Raw genomic sequence first — 18,375 nt, forward strand, 5'->3', positions numbered from 1 at the left:
CGGCCACCTCCATCGCCCGAGTGTACGACCAGCACGAGGCGACGCGGGGATGCGACCTCAGAGCCCGAGCCGTTCGAGGTACGCGTTCGTGAAGCACCGCTCGGGGTCCATCCGCTCGCGGAGCGCCGCGAAGTCGGCCCAGCGCGGGTACCGACCGCGCAGTTCCTCGGCGGGCAGCGCGAACAGCTTGCCCCAGTGCGGCCTCGCCGTTTCGGGCAGCGCAGCCTCGATGACGGGCAGTAGCGCCTCGACCGCCGCCTGCTCGGGCCGCCACGTGAAGTGGAGGGCGACGGCGTCGGCCCCGTGCGACAGGCTCAGCCAGAGCGGGTCGGCCGCGACCGTGCGGATCTCGCACACGAACAGTAGCGGCGCGATACGACCCGCGAGCGAGCGCACCGCCTCGATCGCCGCGATCGCGTCACGGCGCGGCACGAGGTACTCCGACTGGAGCTCCTCGCCGGCCGACGGCGTGAACGCCAGCCGGAAGTGCGGCAGCCGCTCGTGCCACGGACCGGCGACGCCGAGCTGCTCGGTCGTCGCCTCGGTCGCCCCGCCCGGCACCGGATGCCGCGGCCGATCGGCGGGCGTCGCACCGAGCCGCTCGACCACGAAGGCGGATGTCTCTTCAGCGGGCGTCGGCCCCGAGGCATCCGTGCGCTGCTTCACCCAGAGCAGCTCGGCGGTGTCGGTGGCCTGCCAGGTCGTGAAGATGCTCACGCTCGTCGCGAGCGAGGTCACCCGGTCGAACTCGGCGAGCATCGCCTCCCATCTCGGGCGATCGAACACGTGCTGCGCGACTTCGTACCTCGGCTCGACGTCGAGCTCGAACGCCGTGACGACGCCGAGAGCGCCGAGGTGCACGACCGCGCCGTCGAAGTCGGCGTCGTCGCGCTGGAGGGTGCGGGACGAACCGTCGGCCGTCGCGAACCCGATGGCGCGCACCGCGGTCGCGAGTGAGCCGATGCGGTCGCCGGAGCCGTGCGTGCCGGTCGCGATCGCGCCCGCAACCGAGATGTGCGGCAGCGAGGCGAGGTTCGCGAGGGCGAGCCCCCGGGCATGCAGCGCCTCGGCGAGCGCGCCGTACCGCACGCCGCCCGAGACGCGCACCACGCCCGGGGCGCTGCCCGCGTCGATCACGACGGGCAGCCCGTCGGTCTCGATGAGCGTGCCGTTCGTGTCGGCGAGGTCGTTGAAGCTGTGCCGCGAGCCGAGCGCGCGGAAGCGCCCGGTGCCGCCGGCCCCTGCTCCGCCGCCCGCGAGCAGCTCCTGCAACTCGGGCACGGAGCGCGGCCGCACGACCCGCGCCGCCCCGTACTCGAGGTTGCCTGCCCAGTTGCGCCCAGCGCCCGCACTCGTGTCCTGCATGGTCACCACCGTACGGTCGGCCAGCCCTCGCCGTCCCCCTCGATCGGCCGCGGCGCGAGTTCGAACGCCCCACCCGCGTCGCCGCCGTAGTCGTGGATCGCGAGAATGTCGCCCCAGACCTCGCCCTCGTACCGCCAGCGCACCCCGTCGCTCGACGACCGGATCTGGACGCTGCCGTCGGCCACGGTCCCGTTGACGGTCGAGTAGACGTACCAGGTGCCGTCATCGCCCTGCACGAGCGCGGGGTGGTGCGTCGCGAGGTCGCCCGAGAGTTCGCGCGCGCGGCCAGCACGCCGAGGCATCCGTCGCGGTTCTGCGCCGCTCACCCGAGCGCGATCGCCGACCACGACACTGGAGGCAGCATCACCGAGAGCACGCCGTCGACGAGCCTCGCCCCCTCGAGATCCTTGAGCCCGACCCGGTGCTGGTCGGCGAGGGTGTTCTTCGCATACACGTCGTCGTCCCAGAAGGTCACGGCCTCGGTGATGCCGTGCACACCGAGCTGCGCCACGTCGACCTGCACCTCGACGGGCGTGCGGCCGCGGTTCACGAGGAAGACCGCCGACGAGTCGTCGTCGTGCGTCACGACGGAGTCGACGAGCGGGGCGTCGCCGTACGCCACGGTCTTGTAGGTGCCGACCTCGATGCGCGGGCGCAGCACCTCGCCCCGGGCGAGGCGGGAAGTCACCGAGAACGGGAAGAAGGTCGTCTGCCGCCATGCGTCGCCGCCGGGCTCGGTCATGATGGGCGCGATGACGTTGACGAGCTGCGCGAGCGAGGCGCTCGCCACCCGGTCGTGGTTCTTCAGCAGGGTGATCAGCAAGTTCCCGAGCACGACGGCGTCGGCGACCGAGTAGACATCTTCGAGCTGGCGAGGTGCGTAGCGCCACTGGTCGTTGACCTCGTCGGACTCGCGGTGCTCGTCGAGGTACCAGATGTTCCACTCGTCGAACGAGAGCTTGATCTTCTTCTTCGACTTGAGCTTGTTGCCGACGTGGTCGGCGGTCGCGACGACAGTCTCGATGAAGTACTGCATGTCGAGCGAGGCGGCCAGATAGGAGTCGAGGTCGCCGCCGCGCTCCTGGTAGTACGCGTGGCACGAGATGAAGTCGACGTGGTCGTAGGCGTGCTCGAGCACCGTGCGCTCCCAGTCGCCGAAGGTCGGCATCGATGACGACGACGAGCCGCACACCACGAGCTCGAGGCTCTTGTCGGCCGCCTTCATGGCCTGCGCCGTGCGGGCGGCGATCTTGCCGTAGTCGTCGGCGGTCATGTACCCCGTCTGCCACGGGCCGTCCATCTCGTTACCGAGGCACCACATGCGGATGTCGTGCGGTAGGGCGGTGCCGTTCGCGATGCGCTGGTCGCTGAGCGCCGTGCCCGACGGGTGGTTGCAGTACTCGAGCAGGTCGAGCGCCGCCTCGATGCCGCGGGTGCCGAGGTTCACCGCCATCATCAGCTCTGAGCCGGTGAGCTTCAGCCACCGCGAGAACTCGTCGACGCCGACCTGGTTGGTCTCGAGCGAGTGCCATGCCAGGTCACGGCGCACCGGTCGCTCGTCGCGCGGTCCGACGCTGTCCTCCCACCGGAACCCGGACACGAAGTTGCCGCCGGGGTAGCGGATGGTCGACGAGCCGAGCTCGCGCACGAGGTCGACGACGTCCATGCGGAACCCGTCGTCGTTCGCGGTCGGGTGCCCGGGCTCGTAGATGCCGTCGTACACGCACCGGCCGAGGTGCTCGACGAACGATCCGAAGATGCGACGGTCGACCGGGGCGACGACCGCCTCGCGGTCGACGCTGATGAGTGCCTTGTTCACTGGATTTCCTTTGTCGAGGCCGGGGCCATTGGCCGTCGGCCGGGAGTGACCGGATGCCACGTGGCATCCCTGATTCGTCTGGGGGCTGCGCCGCTACTTGATCGAGCCGACCGAGAGGCCGCCCTGCCAGTAGCGCTGGAGGAAGAGGAAGGAGAGCACGAGCGGCAGCACCGAGATGAAGGCGCCCGAGGTGATGAGGTTCCACACCTGTTCGCCGCCGGCGCCGGCGTTCGAGAGCGCCGTCCAGCGGTTGAGGCCGACCGTGACCGGCAGCAGCTGCGGGTCGGTGAGCACGGCGAGCGGCAGGAAGAAGTTGTTCCAGGTGCCCACGACCGAGAGCAGCAGCACCGTGACGATCGCGGGCCGCAGCAACGGCAGCGCCACTTGGAAGAAGGTGCGGATCTCGCCCGCACCGTCGATGCGTGCGGCCTCGAGCATCTCGTCGGGCACCGCGTCCTGCGTGTAGACGCGCATCAGGTACACGCCGAACGGGCTCAAGAGGCTCGGCAGGATCACGGCCCACGGGGTGTTGATGACGCCGTACTGGCTGAGCAGCATGAATGTCGGGATGACGAGTGCCGTCATCGGCACCATCACCGAGCCGAGCACCATCGTGAAGACGGCGCCGCGCCCCCTGAAGTCGTACTTCGCGAAGCCGTACCCGGCGAGGACCGCGAGCACCGTCGCACCGATGCCTCCGGCGAAGGCATAGAGGAACGAGTTGCCGAGCCATCGCCAGTAGATCCCGCCCTGGTGGGTGAACAGCTCGGCGATGTTCGAGAACAGCGCGAAGGTGTCGGCGAACCAGAACGCCGGGCTCGAGAACAGGCCGGCCGTGTCTTTCGTCGCGGCGACGACGAGCCACCAGATCGGCACGATGAAGTAGATCGCGAGGATCATTAGGAAGACGTGCGCGCCGATGCGTCGCGTGCCGCGGCCGCGCCCGTGGCCGCGCACGCTGCGGTCGACGTGCGAGGGTAGGCCCGTGGCAGTGGTCGGCGGATCGGTCGAGGCCGGGTCGCCTGCGCTGGTGTTCGTGCGTTGGGTGAAGATCGACATCACTTCAGTCCGCTCTGCTTGCGGGTGAGGAAGAGGAAGAGGAAGGAACCGGCGAACACGAGCGCGCCGAGCGAGAACGCGATGGCCGAGGCGTAGTTGAACTGGCTGTACGAGAAGGCCAGCGAATATGCGTACATGTTCGGCGTGTAGGCCGCGTCGATGGCGCCCTGGGCGACGTTGCGGAGCACGACCGGTTCGGTGAAGAACTGCAGGGTTCCGATGAGCGCGAACATGATGACCATGACCATCGAGGAGCCGATCATCGGCACTTTGATGCGCATCGCGGTCTGCCAGCCGTTCGCGCCGTCGATTCGGGCGGCCTCGTAGATCGACGGGTCGATCGATCGCAGTGCCGCGTAGATGACGACCATGTAGTACCCGGCCCACTGCCAGGTGACGATGTTCACGAGGCTGCCGAAGATCGAATCGGCGGCGAGGAAATCGGGGGTCTCGAGCCCGAAGGCGCCGAAGATCGTCGCCCCGGGGCCGAAGCGCGGGCTGTAGAGGAAGCTCCACATGAGCGCGCCGATCACGCCGGGGATGGCGTAGGGCACGAAGATGAACAGTCGCGAGAGCTTCGAGAGCCGGGTCGCGAGGGTATCGAGCACCAGGGCGGCCGCGAGCGCGACGATGAGCTGCGCCGGGATCATGACGACCGCGAAAGCGAGCACCCGCAGCATTCCCTCGAGGAACAGCGGGTCGCTGAACGCCTTCACGTAGTTGCCGACTCCGGTGAAGTCGGTGCCCGTCGCGAGGGTCGAGGTGAACAGGCTCATGCCGAAGGCGTAGACGAGCGGGAAGACGAGGAACGTCGCGAAGACGATGAGGAACGGTGTCACGAAGAGCCATCCCCAGCGCTGCCGTCGGCGCAGGAGGGTCGAGCCGCCTGCGCGCGGTGCGCGGCGTCGACGCGTCGCGACGGGTGGCGCCGCGGCGGTGGTGTGGGTGGTCATGCTCGCGCTCCTCGTCGAGGCGGTCGGTCGTCGGTGGGTGGTTTGCACTGAAGAGCCGGGCGGATGCCTCGAGGCCGGCCCGAGGCATCCGCCCTGCCCGTTACTTCAGCGTGAAGCCCTGCTCGGTCGCGTACTTCTCGAGCGAGATCTGGAGGTCGTCGAGTGCGGTCGCCGAGTCCTTCTCGCCCTCGACCATCGCGAAGAGCTGCTCGGTGAGCTGGTCGTACGCGTAGTTCTGGAAGGGGCTGAAGGTGAAGCCGGTGTAGCCGCCGGCCGCTTCGAGGAAGACGTCCTTGTTGATCTGCTGCCCGCCGAAGAACGGGTACTCGAGGTCGCGGAAGTAGTCGGAATCGAGGATCGGCTTCCACAGCGGGAACAGCGCGGCCTGCTCGATGCCGAGCTTCCAGGCCTCCTCCGTGCCGAAGATCTCCTTGGCGACGAGGGCCGCGGCTTCCTTGTCCTTCGCCTGGCTGGTCACCGAGAACGCCGAGCCGCCCCAATTGATCTGAACCGGGTTCGCGGCATCCCACTGAGGAACCGGAGCGGCGCGCCACTCGGCGTCGCTGTCGGCATCCGAGAGTCCGCCGAGGTAGCCGGGGCCCCAGGCAGCGGCCACGTAGATCGCGTACGAGCCGTCGACGAGCTTGGTGTTGTAGTCGGCCGTGAAGGCGTCGTCGGTGGCGACGAGCCCCTTCTCGACGAGGTCGTTCCAGTATGCGAGGACCTTCTTCGAACCCTCATCGTTCACGTCGATGCCGATCTTGGTGGGGTTCGCGTTGTCGTAGTCGAACGGCACCGAGCCGGCCTGGGCGAACAGCGCCTGGTTGTAGGCCCGGCCGTTGGTCGGGAAGTCGGCCAGCACGCCGGGGGCGCCCGCGTCCTTCAGCGCCTGTGCGGCGGCGGCGAACTCGTCCCACGTGGTGGGCGCGGCGATGCCGTGCTCGTCGAGGATGTCCTGGCGGTAGAGCATGCCCATCGGGCCGCCGTCGACGGGGATCGCGTAGACCGCGTCGCCGCTCGAGACGTCCTTCCACGCGCCCTCGGTGTAGTCGCCCTGTACGTCGCTCGCGCCGTAGTCGGCGAGGTCGACGAGACCGTCGCGGATCGAGAAGCTCGAGATCACCTCGGACTCGAGCTGGATGACGTCGGGAGCGCCGGAGCCCGCTTCGAGGGCCGTCGAGAACTTCGTGTACTCGTCGTTGCCCTGGCCGGCGTTGGTCCAGCAGACCTGGACGTCCTCGTGGGTCTCGTTGAAGAGGTCGACGACCGCTTCGAACTCGGGGTACCAGGCCCAGACGTCGACCTGGGTCGCGTCGGCGTTCACGATCTCGTTGGTGCAGGATGCCTCTTCGGCGCCGCCGGCCGAGCAGCCGGTGAGCGCGGCGGCGACGACGGCGACGGCGCCGCCCGCGGCCAGGAACTTCGACTTCATTGTGCTGTGCTTCCTCTCGCGGTGGTGGACACCGATGTCTGTTCCGTCACGAGTGCGCCGGTCGGCGACGGTGGCGGTTCCGCTTGCTTTACAACGTTGTACGTAAACGTTGTAGAGACATGATGCACCGGCAGGCCCGGGGTGTCAACCCAGGCTGGACGAGCGGACGGCCGGTGAGCGACCGCGGCGTGCGGTTGCAACTCGCGCAACTACGCTGCGTGGGTCGATTCGCGTGCGACGACGCTGAAGTCGGCGAGCAGCAGGCGCGGCGGAACGTCGCTCTGCGGATGCGCGATGCGCTCGAGCAGGGTCGCGACCGCGGTCTCGGCGATCCACGCGCGGCCCGGATCGACCGTCGAGAGCGACGGCACCGTGTACTGCGCCTCGTCGATGTTGTCGAACCCGATCACGGCGACGTCGTCGGGCACCCGCCGGCCCGCCTCGAGCAGGGCGCGCATCGCCCCGAGCGCGAGGGTGTCGTTGAGGGCGAACACCGCGTCGAACCCGACGCCGCGCGCGAGCAGCTCGCGCATCGCCCTGGCGCCGCTCTCGCGATGCCAGGCCATCGACGGCCCGATGATCGACTCGTCGTATGCGATGCCGTGCGCCTCCAGCGCCTCCCGATAGCCGCGCAGGCGCAGCCCGGCCGAACCGATCACCTCGCCCTCGTGCGAGCCGATCACCGCGATGCGGCGACGCCCCGCAGCGATGAGATGCTCGGTCGCCGCGCGCGCCGCCTCGACGTTCTGCATCGTGACGTGGTCGCTCGGCCCGTCGAACATCCGCTCACCGAGGAGCACCAGCGGATACGGCACCTCGAGTGCGGCGATGTCCTCCTGGCCGAGACCGAGCGGGCTGAAGATGAGCCCGTCGGTCATCTTCAGCCGGGGGCTTCGCAGCAGCTCGCGCTCGCGCTCGGGGTCGGCACCGGTCTGCTCGACGAGCACCACGAGCCCGGATGCCTCGGCCGCCGCGATGACGGCCGCCGCGAGCTCGGCGAAGTAGGCGAGAGCCAGATCGGGTACGGCGAGCGCGATGGCGCCCGTGCGGCCCGAGCGGAGGCTCCGCGCCGTCAGGTTCGGCGTGTAGCCGAGCTCGGTGATGGCGAGCTCGACCTTCTCACGGGTCGCCGGGCGGATGTGCGGGTAGTCGTTGATGACATTCGAGACCGTCTTGATCGAGACCCCCGCGAGTCGGGCGACGTCGTGCAGCGTGACCGCCATCGGGCTCTCCTTCACCATCCATTCGACCCGCAACACTGTACAACGTTGTAGCCCCTCGGCTGGGGAGGCGCGGGCCAAGGCGCCCGCACGCGATGCCGGCTCAGATCACCCCGAGCGCGAGCATCGCGTCGGCCGCGCGCACGAAGCCCGCGATGTTCGCGCCGACCACATAGTCGCCCGGCGCACCGTACTCCTCGGCCGTGCTCGCGCAGCGCTCGTGGATCGAGGCCATGATCTCGGCGAGCCGCTGCTCGGTGTGCTCGAAGCTCCACGAGTCGCGCGAGGCGTTCTGCTGCATCTCGAGCGCGCTCGTCGCGACGCCGCCTGCGTTCGCAGCCTTGCCGGGGCCGAACAGCACTCCCGCCTCGCGGAGCACCGAGATCGCCTCGGGCGTGGTCGGCATGTTCGCACCCTCGGCGACCGCGACGACGCCGGCGGCGACGAGCGCACGCGCATGCGTCTCGCCGAGCTCGTTCTGCGTCGCGCACGGCAGCGCGACCTGCACGGGACCGCGGCCGGCGAGGTCCCACACGGTGGCGCCGGCGACGAACTCGGCACGGCCGCCGCGCTCGTCGACGTAGCGCTCGATGCGCTCGCGACGCACCTCCTTCACCTCGCGGAGGAGCGCCACGTCGATGCCGTCGGGGTCGTACACGGCGCCCGAGGAGTCGGACGCACCGACCACGACGCCGCCGAGCTCGTGCACCTTCTCGATCGCGTAGACCGCGACGTTGCCCGAGCCCGAGACGAGCACCCGCGCGCCGTCGAACGACCGGCCCCGGGTCTCGAGCATGTGCTGGGTGAAGTACACGGCGCCGTAGCCGGTCGCCTCGGTGCGCACGAGCGAGCCGCCCCAGGTGAGGCCCTTGCCGGTGAGCACGCCCGACTCGTACTGGTTGGTGATGCGCTTGTACTGGCCGAAGAGGTAGCCGATCTCGCGCGCGCCGACGCCGATGTCGCCCGCAGGCACATCGGTGTACTCGCCGAGGTGCCGGTACGCCTCGGTCATGAACGACTGGCAGAAGCGCATGACCTCGGCGTCGCTCTTGCCCTTCGGGTCGAAGTCGCTGCCGCCCTTGCCGCCGCCGATCGGCATGCCGGTGAGCGAGTTCTTGAAGATCTGCTCGAAGCCGAGGAACTTCACGGTGCCGAGCAGCACGCTCGGGTGGAACCGCAGCCCGCCCTTGTACGGGCCGAGCGCCGAGTTGAACTGCACGCGGAAGCCGCGGTTGATCTGCACGCGCCCGGCGTCGTCGACCCACGGCACCCTGAAGATGATCTGCCGCTCGGGCTCGCAGATGCGCTCGAGGATCGACGCCTGCACATAGTGCGGGTTGCGTTCGAGCACCCGGTCGAGCGAGCCGAAGACCTCGCGCACCGCCTGGTGGAACTCGAACTCGCCCGGGTTGCGGGCGAGGATCTGGGCGTAGACGTCGTCGATGGCAGTGCGAGATGCGGTCACGCGCGCTCCTTCATGGTCGAACGGATGCCACGTGGTGCAGTCGCGCGCGGCGCTCTCCACCATACCCACGGCACCGGATGCCTCGGTCGAGTGCGACATCGTCACCCTCCGCCGCGCAGGGACCGATCTGCAAGGATCGGAGCATGCCGGCCCCGCTTCTCGTCACCGTTCCCGGCGCCACGTTGCGCGACGCAGTGCTCGCCCTCGGGCCGCTTCCCGATGGGGTCGAGGTCGCCGTCTGGGCCCTCGACTCGCCGCCCCCGGCCGAGCACCTCGACATCGTGGTGCCGCCGTACATGGGCGCCGCCGACCGGCTCGGGGCGCTCGCCGACGTCACCACCCGGCTCGTGCAGTCGCAGTCGATCGGCTACGACGACATCGCCGACGCCCTGCCGCCGGGGCACGTGTTCGCGAACGCCGCGAGCGTGCACGAGCCCTCGACGGCCGAACTGACCCTCGCCCTCGTGCTCGCGGCCCAGCGCGGCATCCCCGACTTCGTGCGAGCCGCCGGAGAGGGCCGCTGGGCGCCCGCACGGTACGAGAGCCTCGCCGACCGGCGCGTGATCGTCGTCGGCTACGGCGGGGTCGGCCGCGCGATCGAGGCGCGGCTCGAGCCCTTCGAGGTCGAGATCACGCGGGTCGCCGGGCGCGCGCGCGACGACGAGCGCGGCCGCATCCACGGGGTCGACGAACTGCCGGCGCTGCTGCCCGAGGCCGAGATCGTCATCGTGGGCGTGCCGCTCAACGACGCGACGACGGGTCTCGTCGACGCCGACTTCCTCGCGGCGCTGCCCGACGGCGCCCTCGTCGTGAACATCGCCCGCGGCAAGGTCGCCGACACCGAGGCGGTCCTCGCCGAGGCGAGCTCGGGGCGCCTGCGCTTCGCCCTCGACGTCACCGACCCCGAGCCGCTGCCCGACGGCCACCCGCTCTTCGCACTGCCGAACGTGCTCGTCTCCCCGCACGTCGGCGGGGCGTCGACGGCGATGATCCCGCGCATGGCGCGGCTCCTCCGCGAGCAGATCGAGCGGATGCTCCGGGGCGACGAGCCCGCGAACGTCGTGCTGCGCAGCTGAATCAGGACGAGGCGTCGGCGAGGGCCTCGAGCTCCGCCGCGGTCAGCTCGAGCGGGATCGAGGCGAGCAGGTCTTCGAGCTGCTCGACGCTGCGGGCGCTCGCGAGGGGGGCGACGACCGTCGGCTGCTGCCGGAGCCACGCGAGCGACACCGAGGCCACGGAAGCCCCGTGGGCACCCGCCACCTCGTCGAGCACCGCGAGCACCCGGCTCCCGCGCTCGCCGAGGTAGGGCGCCACCCCGCCCGCCCGCACGCTCGCGCCCTCGGCGGTGATGTCGCTCTCGGTACGGTACTTGCGCGCGAGGAAGCCCTTCGCGAGCGAGAAGTACGGGAAGACCGCGAGCCCCTCGCGCTCGGCGCGCTCGCGCAGCCCGTTCGTCTCGAACTCTCGCTCGACGAGGTTGTAGTGCGGCTGCAGGGCGACCGCGCGGTGGAGGCCGTGCTCCTCGGTGACGCTGAACCACTCGTCGATGCGCTCGGTCGAGTAGTTCGAGATGCCGATCGCGCGCACCTTGCCGGCGTCGACCAGCTCCGAGAACGCGCCGACGGTCTCCGCAAGCGGCACCTCGGCGTCGTCGAAGTGGGCGTAGTAGAGATCGATGACGTCGGTGCCGAGGCGGTGGAGCGAGGCATCCGCCGCGGCGCGGATGTTGGCCGCCGAGAGGCCCGGGTACTCGGGGTGGCTGCTCACCTTCGTCGCGATGACCACGTCGTTGCGCGCGCTCCGCGAGGCGATCCACTCGCCGATCAGGCGCTCGCTGTCGCCGCCGGTGTTGCCGGGCACCCAGTGGGAGTAGCCGTCGGCGGTGTCGAGGAAGTTCCCGCCGCCGGCCGTGAACGCGTCGAGCACGGCGAAGGTGGCGTCGCGGTCGGCCGTCCAGCCGAAGACGTTCGTTCCGAGCGAGAGCGGGGCGATCTCGAGGTCGGATGCGCCGATGCGGGCGCGTGCGGCGGGGGTGGCGGTCTCGGGCATGCGTGCTCCAGTCGGGTCGGCCGTCAGGGTCGGCACCGGCGACGCGCGTGCCTCCGGCAGTGACCACAACGACGGGCGGATGCAGGTATTCCCAGCTGTCGCCGGGTGTCGCCGGCCCGCCCGGAGTGCCCGGCGTGCCGTCTCCCGGGTTCGCACAGCTCGGCGGCGTAGCATCGGAGGCACACCCTCGATGGAAGGTCTCCATGCCCATCTCGGCAGAACCCCGCGTGGCCCTGTACTTCGACTTCGACAACATCGTCATCTCGCGCTACGACCAGTTGCACGGCGATTTCGCGTACCGCAAGGACACCTCCCGCTCCAAGGCGCCGACCGCCGGCACGAAGACCGCCGAGAAGCTGCGGGAGGCGACGGTCGACATCGACGCCGTTCTCGACTTCGCCGCGACCTTCGGCACGATCGCGATCGCCCGCGCCTACGCCGACTGGTCGACGCCGGTGAACGCGAGCTACCGCGGCCAGCTCATCGACCGCGCCGTCGACCTCGTGCAGCTGTTCCCGCTGTCGTCGACGAAGAACGGCGCCGACATCAGGCTCGCGGTCGACGCGGTGGAGGACATGTTCCGCATCGACGACCTCACTCATATCGTGATCGTCGCCGGCGACTCCGACTACGTCGCGCTCGCGCAGAAGGCGAAGCGGCTCGGCCGCTACGTCGTCGGCATCGGCGTCGCGGGCGGCACGAGTCGGGCCCTGACGGCGGCGGTCGACGAGTTCGCCGACTACGACGCCCTGCTCGCGACCGACGCCGAGGTGACCGACGACGCCGACGAGACGGTGGCGGCCGCACCTCCGGAGCCCGCGCCCAACCGGCGCCGCCGGGCATCGACGAAGACGGTGGATGCCACGGCCGACGACGCGCCCGAGGCATCCGGCCGTGCCCGTGGTTCGCGGCGCGCGAAGAGCGAACCCGTGGAGGCCGACGAGCCCGCCGAGCCGGTCGCGTCGGTCGAGCGCCTTTCGCCGCGCGTGCTGCAGTTCGTGGCGCCGGGCGATCCCGTGCCCGAGGAGGGCAGCGGCAGCCCGCGTAATCCCGGACGTCTGCTGCAGAAGGCGATCGAGCTGCTGCACGCGAAGAACGACGAGGAGTGGCAGTCGTCGAGCGCGGTGAAGAACCAGATGCTGCGCATGGACCCGTCGTTCCAGGAGCGACGCCTCGGGTTCGCCTCGTTCACCGAGTTCCTGAAGTCGCGCGGCGGTGTCGTCGAGCTCGACGAGACCGGGCGCGGTCGAGTGCGCATCCGCCCGAAGAAGGACTGAGCCTCGCGCCTGACCTCGCGGCTCCCTCCGGTGGCGGGCCCCGAGGCGCGTATCGTGCCGCCCGTGCGCCTCGTGCCGCCCGCGCTTCGCCCTCGTGCCGCCCGCGCGCCTCGCGCCGCCCGCGCTTCGCCCTCGTGACGACGTTTTGCCGCCCCACGTCCTTTCGCCGTCGGCCGCGATCCGTCGTGCGCCCGCAAAACATCGTGGCGGCGGGATGGGGCGCGCGCGCAGGGGGGGGGCGCGGGGCGCGCGCGCGGCGGGGGGCGCGAGAGAACGGCGGGTGGATGACGCGGCGAGACACCGGCACTGTGTGGTCTGACCACATCTGGTAACCTGTGGCCTGACCACACCGGGCGGTCGGGCATCCGGTGAGCTGACACATGAGCACGGAGGCGGCCATGAGCGAGACCCGCGCCTGGCGCACCGTGCTCGAGCACATCGAGACGCAGCTCCTCGACGGCGCCCTCCGCCCCGGCGATCACCTCCCCGGCGAACGCGCCCTCTCGGCCGAGCTCGGCGTCGGCCGCTCGAGTGTGCGCGAGGCGCTGCGGGTGCTCGAGGTGCTCGGCCTCATCCGCACGCAGGCGGGCTCGGGCCCCAGCGCGGGCGCCGTCATCATCGCAACGCCCGGCGGCGCCATGAGCGCCCTCATGCGCCTTCAGGTCGCGGCGAGCGGGTTCCCGGTCGCCGACATCGTGCGCACCCGGCTCATCCTCGAGAGCACGGTCGCGGGCGAGCTCGCCGAACGGCTCGGGCGCGAGGCATCCGAGCCGATCGATCTCAGCGCGGCCGATCGCCTGCTCGACGCGATGGACTCCCCCGCCCTCGCCCCCGCCGAGTTCCTCGCGCTCGACGCCGAGTTCCACCTCGCGCTGGCCGAGGCCTCCGGCAACCAGGTGATCACCGCCACCATGGCGGGGCTCCGCAGCGGTATCGAGGGGTACGCCCTCGAGGGCCTCGCGCACCTCGACGACTGGCAGGCGACCTCGCAGCGGCTCCGCGGCGAGCATCGCGGCATCGTCGCCGCGATCAGGGCGGCGGATGCCTCGTCGGCACGCGCTCGCACGCACGATCACATCTCGGGGTACTACGCCGAGACCTCGATCCACCACTGACACCCACGCAGACCCCCACCGATACCACACGCACGAGACACGAGAGGCAGCACCCGATGGTCCAGCGCCAGTTCCCGAACCCGAGAGAGCTCGCCGAGCTCATGCGCTTCAAGAAGCCGACGTTCGATGCGAAGCGGCGCCGGCTCGATGCCGCGCTGACGATCGCCGACCTCCGCGCGATCGCGAAGCGCCGCACGCCGAAGGCGCCGTTCGACTACACCGACGGCGCCGCCGAGGGCGAGCTGTCGCTCGCGCGCGCCCGGCAGGCCTTCGAGGACATCGAGTTCCACCCCGGGATCCTGCGCAACGTGCCCGAGGTCGACACGAGCCGCGAGGTGCTCGGCGGGCCCACCGCGCTGCCGTTCGGCATCGCCCCGACCGGCTTCACCCGCATGATGCAGACCGAGGGCGAGGTCGCGGGCGCCGGCGCGGCGGGCGCCGCGGGCATCCCGTTCACGCTCTCGACCATGGGCACGACCTCGATCGAAGACGTCAGGGCGGCGAACCCGAACGGGCGCAACTGGTTCCAGCTCTACGTCATGCGCGACCGCGATCGCTCGTACGAGCTCGTGCACCGCGCGGCGGCCGCCGGGTTCGACACGCTCTTCTTCACGGTCGACACCCCGGTCGCCGGCGCGCGCCTGCGCGACACCCGCAACGGCTTCTCGATCCCGCCGCAGCTCACGCCCGGCACGGTCATCAACGCACTCCCCCGCCCCGCATGGTGGGTCGACTTCCTGACGACGCCGAAGCTCGAGTTCGCCTCGCTGCAGTCGACCGGCGGCACCGTCGGCGAGCTCATCGACGGCATGTTCGACCCGACGATCGGCTGGAACGACCTCGACACGATCCGGGCGATGTGGCCGGGCAAGATCGTCGTGAAGGGCGTGCAGACGCTCGCCGACGCGAAGGAGCTCGCGAGCCGCGGCGTCGACGGCATCGTGCTCTCGAACCACGGCGGCCGCCAGCTCGACCGCGCGCCGATCCCGTTCCACTTGCTGCCCGAAGTGGCGCGCGAGGTCGGCGGCGACCTCGAGGTGCATCTCGACACCGGGATCATGTCTGGTGCCGACATCGTGGCCTCGGTGGCGCTCGGTGCGCGCTTCACGCTCATCGGCCGGGCCTACCTCTACGGCCTCATGGCGGGTGGCCGCGAGGGCGTCGACAAGACGATCGAGATCCTCTCGAAGCAGGTCGTGCGCACGATGAAGCTGCTCGAGGTGCAGACGCTCGACGAGCTCGGCCCCCAGCACGTCACGCAACTGGCGCGCCTCACGCCCATCGCGCGCCCGATGCAGGATGCCGCGGAGTCGGCCTCGTCGACGGCGCCGAAGACGGTGCGGGCGCCGCGTGCGACGAAACCGACCGCGGCGAAGGCCGCAGCGGCGAAGCCGGCCGCGAAGCCCCGCACGGCCGCCAAGAGCTGAGCCTCCGGCCGCCGGCCGTGGGCCGGGCGCCGCTCAGACAGACCGGGCGTACTCGCCGATGGTCACCCCCGACTCGAACGCACGCGCCTCGAGGGCCTCGAACGCCCGCGGTGCATACGGCCGCAGCCCGAACAGCGGGACGCCCGCTCCGAAGATCACGGGGTAGCGCTTGATCACGAGGCGGTCGATCTCGTCGGCGAGCACCGAGGCGAGCGCCCCGCCGCCGCAGAGCCAGATGGAGTTCCCCTCCTCCGCCTTGAGCTCGCGCACATACTCGACGGGGTCGCGATCGGTCACCTCGACGCCGTCGGCCGGCTCAGCCGCGGACGCGTGCTCGAGGGAGAACACGATCTGCCGGAGGTGCCGGTAGGGGCTCGTGATGCCGAACGGCAGGCCGACGGCGTAGGTGTTCCACCCCATGAGCACGGTGTCGAACATGTGCCCGTCGGCCTCGACCCCGAAGGCCTCTGCGACGTGCGTCGCCACAGTGTCGGAGTACCGCTCGTTGATCGCGGTCATGTGGTCGCCCTCGACGGCGAAGGCGTCGTATTCGCCGTTCGGGCCGGCGATGAAGCCGTCGAGGCTGACGGCCACGTAGTACACGAGTTCTCGCATCATCTTCCCATCCACTACTGATGTCGTGGTTGCGAGACTACTACAGCTGTCGTGATGGTGTCTAGACTCGGAGCCATGGCCCGAAACGACGACCGCCGCCGAATGCTCGCCGACGCCGGGCTGTCCGTGCTCGCCCGCGAAGGCGCCCGGGGGCTCACGCACCGGGCGGTCGACGACGAGGCCGCCGTCCCGACCGGCACGACCTCGAACTACTTCCGCACCCGCGACGCGCTCATCGCAGGACTCGTCACCCGCATCGGCGAGCGGCTCATGCCGACCGAGGCCGACCTCGCGCGCCGCGCTGCTCGGCCGCCGAGCCGCGCGCTCTTCGCGGACTACGTCCGCGACATCGTCCGGCGGCTCGGCGAGCACCCCGACGTGACGCTCGCACTCTTCGAACTCCGCCTCGAGGGCGCCCGACGACCCGAGGTCGCGGCGACGCTCGCCGAGTGGCAGCGGGCCGCCTTCTCGGCCGACGTCGAGTTCAACCGCTCGGCGGGCCTCCCGGGCGACGCGCGCGAGATCGCGCTCTTCCACTACGCGATCGACGGCCTCATGCTCGACCGGCTGACGACGCCGATCGATCCCGGCACGACGACCGACGAGGTCATCGACGATCTCGTCGCAGGGCTCCTGCCCGGCTCCTGACCCGCGACTCGCCGACGCGGCACGTCTCGAGCGTCGAGCGCCGAGTGCTGCGGCCTCGGCCGACCCCCGCCTACGATGAGGCGGGGAGGTTCGTATGTCGGATGCCACGGGCGGGACGGGGTCGGAGGACCCCGCCGCCGAGCCCGAGGGCACGACGCCCGCGGCGCCCGAGGCACGCGTCGAGCCTGCGACGCGCCGCCGCGTTCCCGGCTGGCTGCGCCGATACCTCGCCCGATTCGGCACGCGGTGCACGGTGCTCGCCGACGCCCGCGCCGGCCTCGTCCTCGGCGTCGAGAGCATCCCCGACGGCCTCGCTTCGGGCGTCCTCGCGGGGGTGAACCCGGTCTACGGCCTCTACGGCTATCTGTTCGGCACGCTGGGCGGGGCGCTCGCCACGGGCTCGGTCTTCATGTCGGTGCAGGCCACCGGGGCGATGTCCGTGATGATCGCCGATGTGCCGGCGGTCGTCGGCGCCGATGACCAGGGCGTCGCCATCGCCACGCTCGCGATGCTCACCGGCGTCGTGATGCTCGCACTCGGGCTCGCCAACCTCGGCTCGCTCGTGCGCTTCATTCCGACGGCCGTGCTCGTCGGCTTCATGAACGCCGTCGCCGTGAACATCGTGCTCGGCCAGCTGACGAACCTCACGGGCTACGACGCCGAGGGGGCGAATCGTCTCACCCGGACCTTCGACACCGTCTTCCATCTCACCGCCCTGCACTGGCCCAGCGTGATCGTGGGCGCGATCACGGTCGGCGTCATCCTGCTGCTCGAGCGCACCTTCCTCGGCGCGCTCGCGATGGTCGTCGCGGTGGTCGTCGCCTCCGCCCTCCCGCTCATCCCGTGGTTCGGCGAAGTCGCACTCGTCGGCGACCTCACCGAGGTGCCGAACTCGCTGCCCCTGCCCGGGCTGCCAGACCTCGCGCTCGTGCTCGAGCTCGCCGTGCCCGCGCTCTCGCTCGCGCTCGTCGGACTCGTGCAGGGCGCCGCGATCTCGAGCGGGATCGCGAATCCCGACGGCCGCTTCCCCGATGCCTCGGCCGACTTCCGCGGTCAGGGCATCGCGAATCTCACGAGCGGGCTCTTCCAGGGCCTGCCGGTGGGCGGGTCGATGTCGGCGACGGCCATCGTGCGCTCGGCAGGCGCCCGCAGCGCGCTCGGCAACCTGGTCGCCGCTGTCGTCATGATCATCGGCATCCTCACGCTCGGCGGCCTCATCGGCTCGGTCGCGATGCCCGCCCTCGCCGGACTCCTGATCCTCGTCGGCGTGCGAACGTTCAAGCCGCACGACCTCGTCATGGTGTGGCGGACGGGCCCGATCCAGTCGAGTGTCGTCGCGGTCACCTTCGTGCTCACGCTCATCGTGCCGCTCCAGTACGCCGTGCTCGTCGGCGTGGGCCTGGCGGTCGTGCTGCACGTGGCTCGGCAGTCGAACCGGGTCGTGATCCGTCGCTGGGTGTACGACGACTCGAGCCCGCACCCGGCCGAAACCGACCCGCCCGCCACGCTCGCACCCGGCGAGGTCGTCGTGCTCGTCCCCTACGGCAGCCTGTTCTTCGCAGCCGCGCCGGTCTTCGCCCGTCAACTGCCCGAGATCCCCGAACGATGCGATCGCGCGGTGGTCGTGCTCCGCATGCGCGGCACCGACGAACTCGGCTCGACGTTCATCCGCGTCGTCACCGACTACGCCGAGCGCCTGCGGCGCGCGGGCGGCGCGCTCATCCTCGTCGGCCTCGGCGATCGCGTGATGACCCAGCTCGACGCGACCCGCGCGAGCGTGGTGATCGGCCGCGACCGGGTGTTCGCCGCGACCCCCCGCATCGGCGACTCGCTCGACGCGGGGCTTGCGGCCGCCCGCGCCTTCGCCGCCGATGCCCCCGAACGGTAGTTCACTCCGCTGCGGCGGCCCGCACGCGCCGTCGATCAGGCCC

The 18,375-nt window shown here is 70.7% G+C and carries 16 protein-coding genes; 6 read left to right on the forward strand and 10 right to left on the reverse strand.

Annotated features, from left to right (window positions below; genetic code table 11):
* Positions 1-57: 57 nt before the first annotated feature.
* The 8 genes from H516_RS0109780 to gdhA all read right to left on the reverse strand — a co-directional run bounded on the left by H516_RS0109780 (position 58) and on the right by gdhA (position 9,313).
* Positions 58-1,365 carry a D-arabinono-1,4-lactone oxidase gene (locus H516_RS0109780; protein ID WP_026378634.1) on the reverse strand — a complete coding sequence of 436 codons (1,308 nt, stop codon included), beginning with the start codon at positions 1,363-1,365 and terminating at the stop codon, positions 58-60.
* A gap of 2 nt (positions 1,366-1,367) precedes the next feature.
* A complete protein-coding gene (locus tag H516_RS0109785) occupies positions 1,368-1,667 on the reverse strand; it encodes a hypothetical protein (RefSeq protein WP_157432215.1) in 300 nt (99 codons plus the stop codon).
* A 20-nt stretch (positions 1,668-1,687) separates the two neighbouring features.
* Positions 1,688-3,184 (reverse strand): arabinosylfuranosidase ArfA, encoded by a 1,497-nt coding sequence (gene arfA, locus H516_RS0109790; protein WP_022889540.1) that lies wholly within the window; start codon positions 3,182-3,184, stop codon positions 1,688-1,690.
* Between the two features lie 93 nt (positions 3,185-3,277).
* The gene (locus H516_RS0109795) at positions 3,278-4,243 is read right to left on the reverse strand and encodes a carbohydrate ABC transporter permease (protein ID WP_022889541.1); all 966 of its coding nucleotides are present in this window, start codon (positions 4,241-4,243) and stop codon (positions 3,278-3,280) included.
* A complete protein-coding gene (locus H516_RS0109800) occupies positions 4,243-5,196 on the reverse strand; it encodes a carbohydrate ABC transporter permease (RefSeq protein WP_022889542.1) in 954 nt (317 codons plus the stop codon). The genes H516_RS0109795 and H516_RS0109800 overlap by 1 nt, the downstream gene beginning before the upstream one ends.
* A gap of 100 nt (positions 5,197-5,296) precedes the next feature.
* Positions 5,297-6,628: an ABC transporter substrate-binding protein gene (locus tag H516_RS0109805; RefSeq protein ID WP_022889543.1), complete on the reverse strand. Its 1,332-nt coding sequence runs from the start codon at positions 6,626-6,628 to the stop codon at positions 5,297-5,299.
* 209 nt (positions 6,629-6,837) lie between these two features.
* On the reverse strand, positions 6,838-7,851 hold the full coding sequence (locus H516_RS0109810; RefSeq protein ID WP_026378636.1) for a LacI family DNA-binding transcriptional regulator: 1,014 nt from the start codon (positions 7,849-7,851) through the stop codon (positions 6,838-6,840).
* A 100-nt stretch (positions 7,852-7,951) separates the two neighbouring features.
* Positions 7,952-9,313 (reverse strand): NADP-specific glutamate dehydrogenase, encoded by a 1,362-nt coding sequence (gene gdhA, locus H516_RS0109815; RefSeq protein ID WP_051138787.1) that lies wholly within the window; start codon positions 9,311-9,313, stop codon positions 7,952-7,954.
* Positions 9,314-9,456: 143 nt separating this feature from the next.
* Here gdhA and H516_RS0109820 point away from each other — a divergent pair, with 143 nt between their 5' ends.
* On the forward strand, positions 9,457-10,389 hold the full coding sequence (locus tag H516_RS0109820) for a 2-hydroxyacid dehydrogenase (protein ID WP_022889546.1): 933 nt from the start codon (positions 9,457-9,459) through the stop codon (positions 10,387-10,389).
* 1 nt (position 10,390) lies between these two features.
* Here H516_RS0109820 and H516_RS0109825 read toward each other — a convergent pair whose 3' ends face one another.
* Positions 10,391-11,362 carry an aldo/keto reductase gene (locus H516_RS0109825; protein ID WP_022889547.1) on the reverse strand — a complete coding sequence of 324 codons (972 nt, stop codon included), beginning with the start codon at positions 11,360-11,362 and terminating at the stop codon, positions 10,391-10,393.
* A 203-nt stretch (positions 11,363-11,565) separates the two neighbouring features.
* Between H516_RS0109825 and H516_RS0109830 the strand changes: the two genes are divergently transcribed.
* From H516_RS0109830 to H516_RS0109840, 3 genes are all read left to right on the forward strand, one after another.
* Positions 11,566-12,639 (forward strand): NYN domain-containing protein, encoded by a 1,074-nt coding sequence (locus tag H516_RS0109830; protein WP_022889548.1) that lies wholly within the window; start codon positions 11,566-11,568, stop codon positions 12,637-12,639.
* Between the two features lie 398 nt (positions 12,640-13,037).
* Positions 13,038-13,754, forward strand: a complete 717-nt coding sequence (locus tag H516_RS0109835; RefSeq protein WP_211217087.1) for a FadR/GntR family transcriptional regulator — start codon at positions 13,038-13,040, stop codon at positions 13,752-13,754.
* 56 nt (positions 13,755-13,810) lie between these two features.
* Positions 13,811-15,181, forward strand: coding sequence for an alpha-hydroxy acid oxidase (locus H516_RS0109840; RefSeq protein ID WP_022889550.1), 1,371 nt, complete (start codon positions 13,811-13,813; stop codon positions 15,179-15,181).
* A gap of 33 nt (positions 15,182-15,214) precedes the next feature.
* Here H516_RS0109840 and H516_RS0109845 read toward each other — a convergent pair whose 3' ends face one another.
* The gene (locus tag H516_RS0109845; RefSeq protein ID WP_022889551.1) at positions 15,215-15,799 is read right to left on the reverse strand and encodes a dihydrofolate reductase family protein; all 585 of its coding nucleotides are present in this window, start codon (positions 15,797-15,799) and stop codon (positions 15,215-15,217) included.
* A gap of 72 nt (positions 15,800-15,871) precedes the next feature.
* Here H516_RS0109845 and H516_RS0109850 point away from each other — a divergent pair, with 72 nt between their 5' ends.
* Positions 15,872-16,444, forward strand: coding sequence for a TetR/AcrR family transcriptional regulator (locus H516_RS0109850; RefSeq protein WP_022889552.1), 573 nt, complete (start codon positions 15,872-15,874; stop codon positions 16,442-16,444).
* 94 nt (positions 16,445-16,538) lie between these two features.
* The gene (locus H516_RS0109855; protein ID WP_022889553.1) at positions 16,539-18,332 is read left to right on the forward strand and encodes a SulP family inorganic anion transporter; all 1,794 of its coding nucleotides are present in this window, start codon (positions 16,539-16,541) and stop codon (positions 18,330-18,332) included.
* The last annotated feature ends 43 nt before the right edge of the window (positions 18,333-18,375 follow it).

Origin of the sequence: Agromyces italicus DSM 16388 (assembly GCF_000421545.1) — a bacterium.
Lineage (GTDB): Bacteria > Actinomycetota > Actinomycetes > Actinomycetales > Microbacteriaceae > Agromyces > Agromyces italicus.

Bases quoted from the DNA above. Each gene is read 5' to 3' on its own strand.
- H516_RS0109820 (WP_022889546.1), top strand. From the start codon at position 9,457: ATGCCGGCCCCGCTTCTCGTCACCGTTCCCGGCGCCACGTTGCGCGAC.
- H516_RS0109805 (WP_022889543.1), bottom strand. From the start codon at position 6,628: ATGAAGTCGAAGTTCCTGGCCGCGGGCGGCGCCGTCGCCGTCGTCGCC.
- H516_RS0109830 (WP_022889548.1), top strand. From the start codon at position 11,566: ATGCCCATCTCGGCAGAACCCCGCGTGGCCCTGTACTTCGACTTCGAC.
- H516_RS0109780 (WP_026378634.1), bottom strand. From the start codon at position 1,365: ATGCAGGACACGAGTGCGGGCGCTGGGCGCAACTGGGCAGGCAACCTC.
- H516_RS0109785 (WP_157432215.1), bottom strand. From the start codon at position 1,667: ATGCCTCGGCGTGCTGGCCGCGCGCGCGAACTCTCGGGCGACCTCGCG.
- H516_RS0109835 (WP_211217087.1), top strand. From the start codon at position 13,038: ATGAGCGAGACCCGCGCCTGGCGCACCGTGCTCGAGCACATCGAGACG.
- H516_RS0109845 (WP_022889551.1), bottom strand. From the start codon at position 15,799: ATGATGCGAGAACTCGTGTACTACGTGGCCGTCAGCCTCGACGGCTTC.
- H516_RS0109850 (WP_022889552.1), top strand. From the start codon at position 15,872: ATGGCCCGAAACGACGACCGCCGCCGAATGCTCGCCGACGCCGGGCTG.
- H516_RS0109840 (WP_022889550.1), top strand. From the start codon at position 13,811: ATGGTCCAGCGCCAGTTCCCGAACCCGAGAGAGCTCGCCGAGCTCATG.
- H516_RS0109810 (WP_026378636.1), bottom strand. From the start codon at position 7,851: ATGGCGGTCACGCTGCACGACGTCGCCCGACTCGCGGGGGTCTCGATC.
- H516_RS0109800 (WP_022889542.1), bottom strand. From the start codon at position 5,196: ATGACCACCCACACCACCGCCGCGGCGCCACCCGTCGCGACGCGTCGA.
- H516_RS0109825 (WP_022889547.1), bottom strand. From the start codon at position 11,362: ATGCCCGAGACCGCCACCCCCGCCGCACGCGCCCGCATCGGCGCATCC.
- H516_RS0109795 (WP_022889541.1), bottom strand. From the start codon at position 4,243: ATGTCGATCTTCACCCAACGCACGAACACCAGCGCAGGCGACCCGGCC.
- H516_RS0109855 (WP_022889553.1), top strand. From the start codon at position 16,539: ATGTCGGATGCCACGGGCGGGACGGGGTCGGAGGACCCCGCCGCCGAG.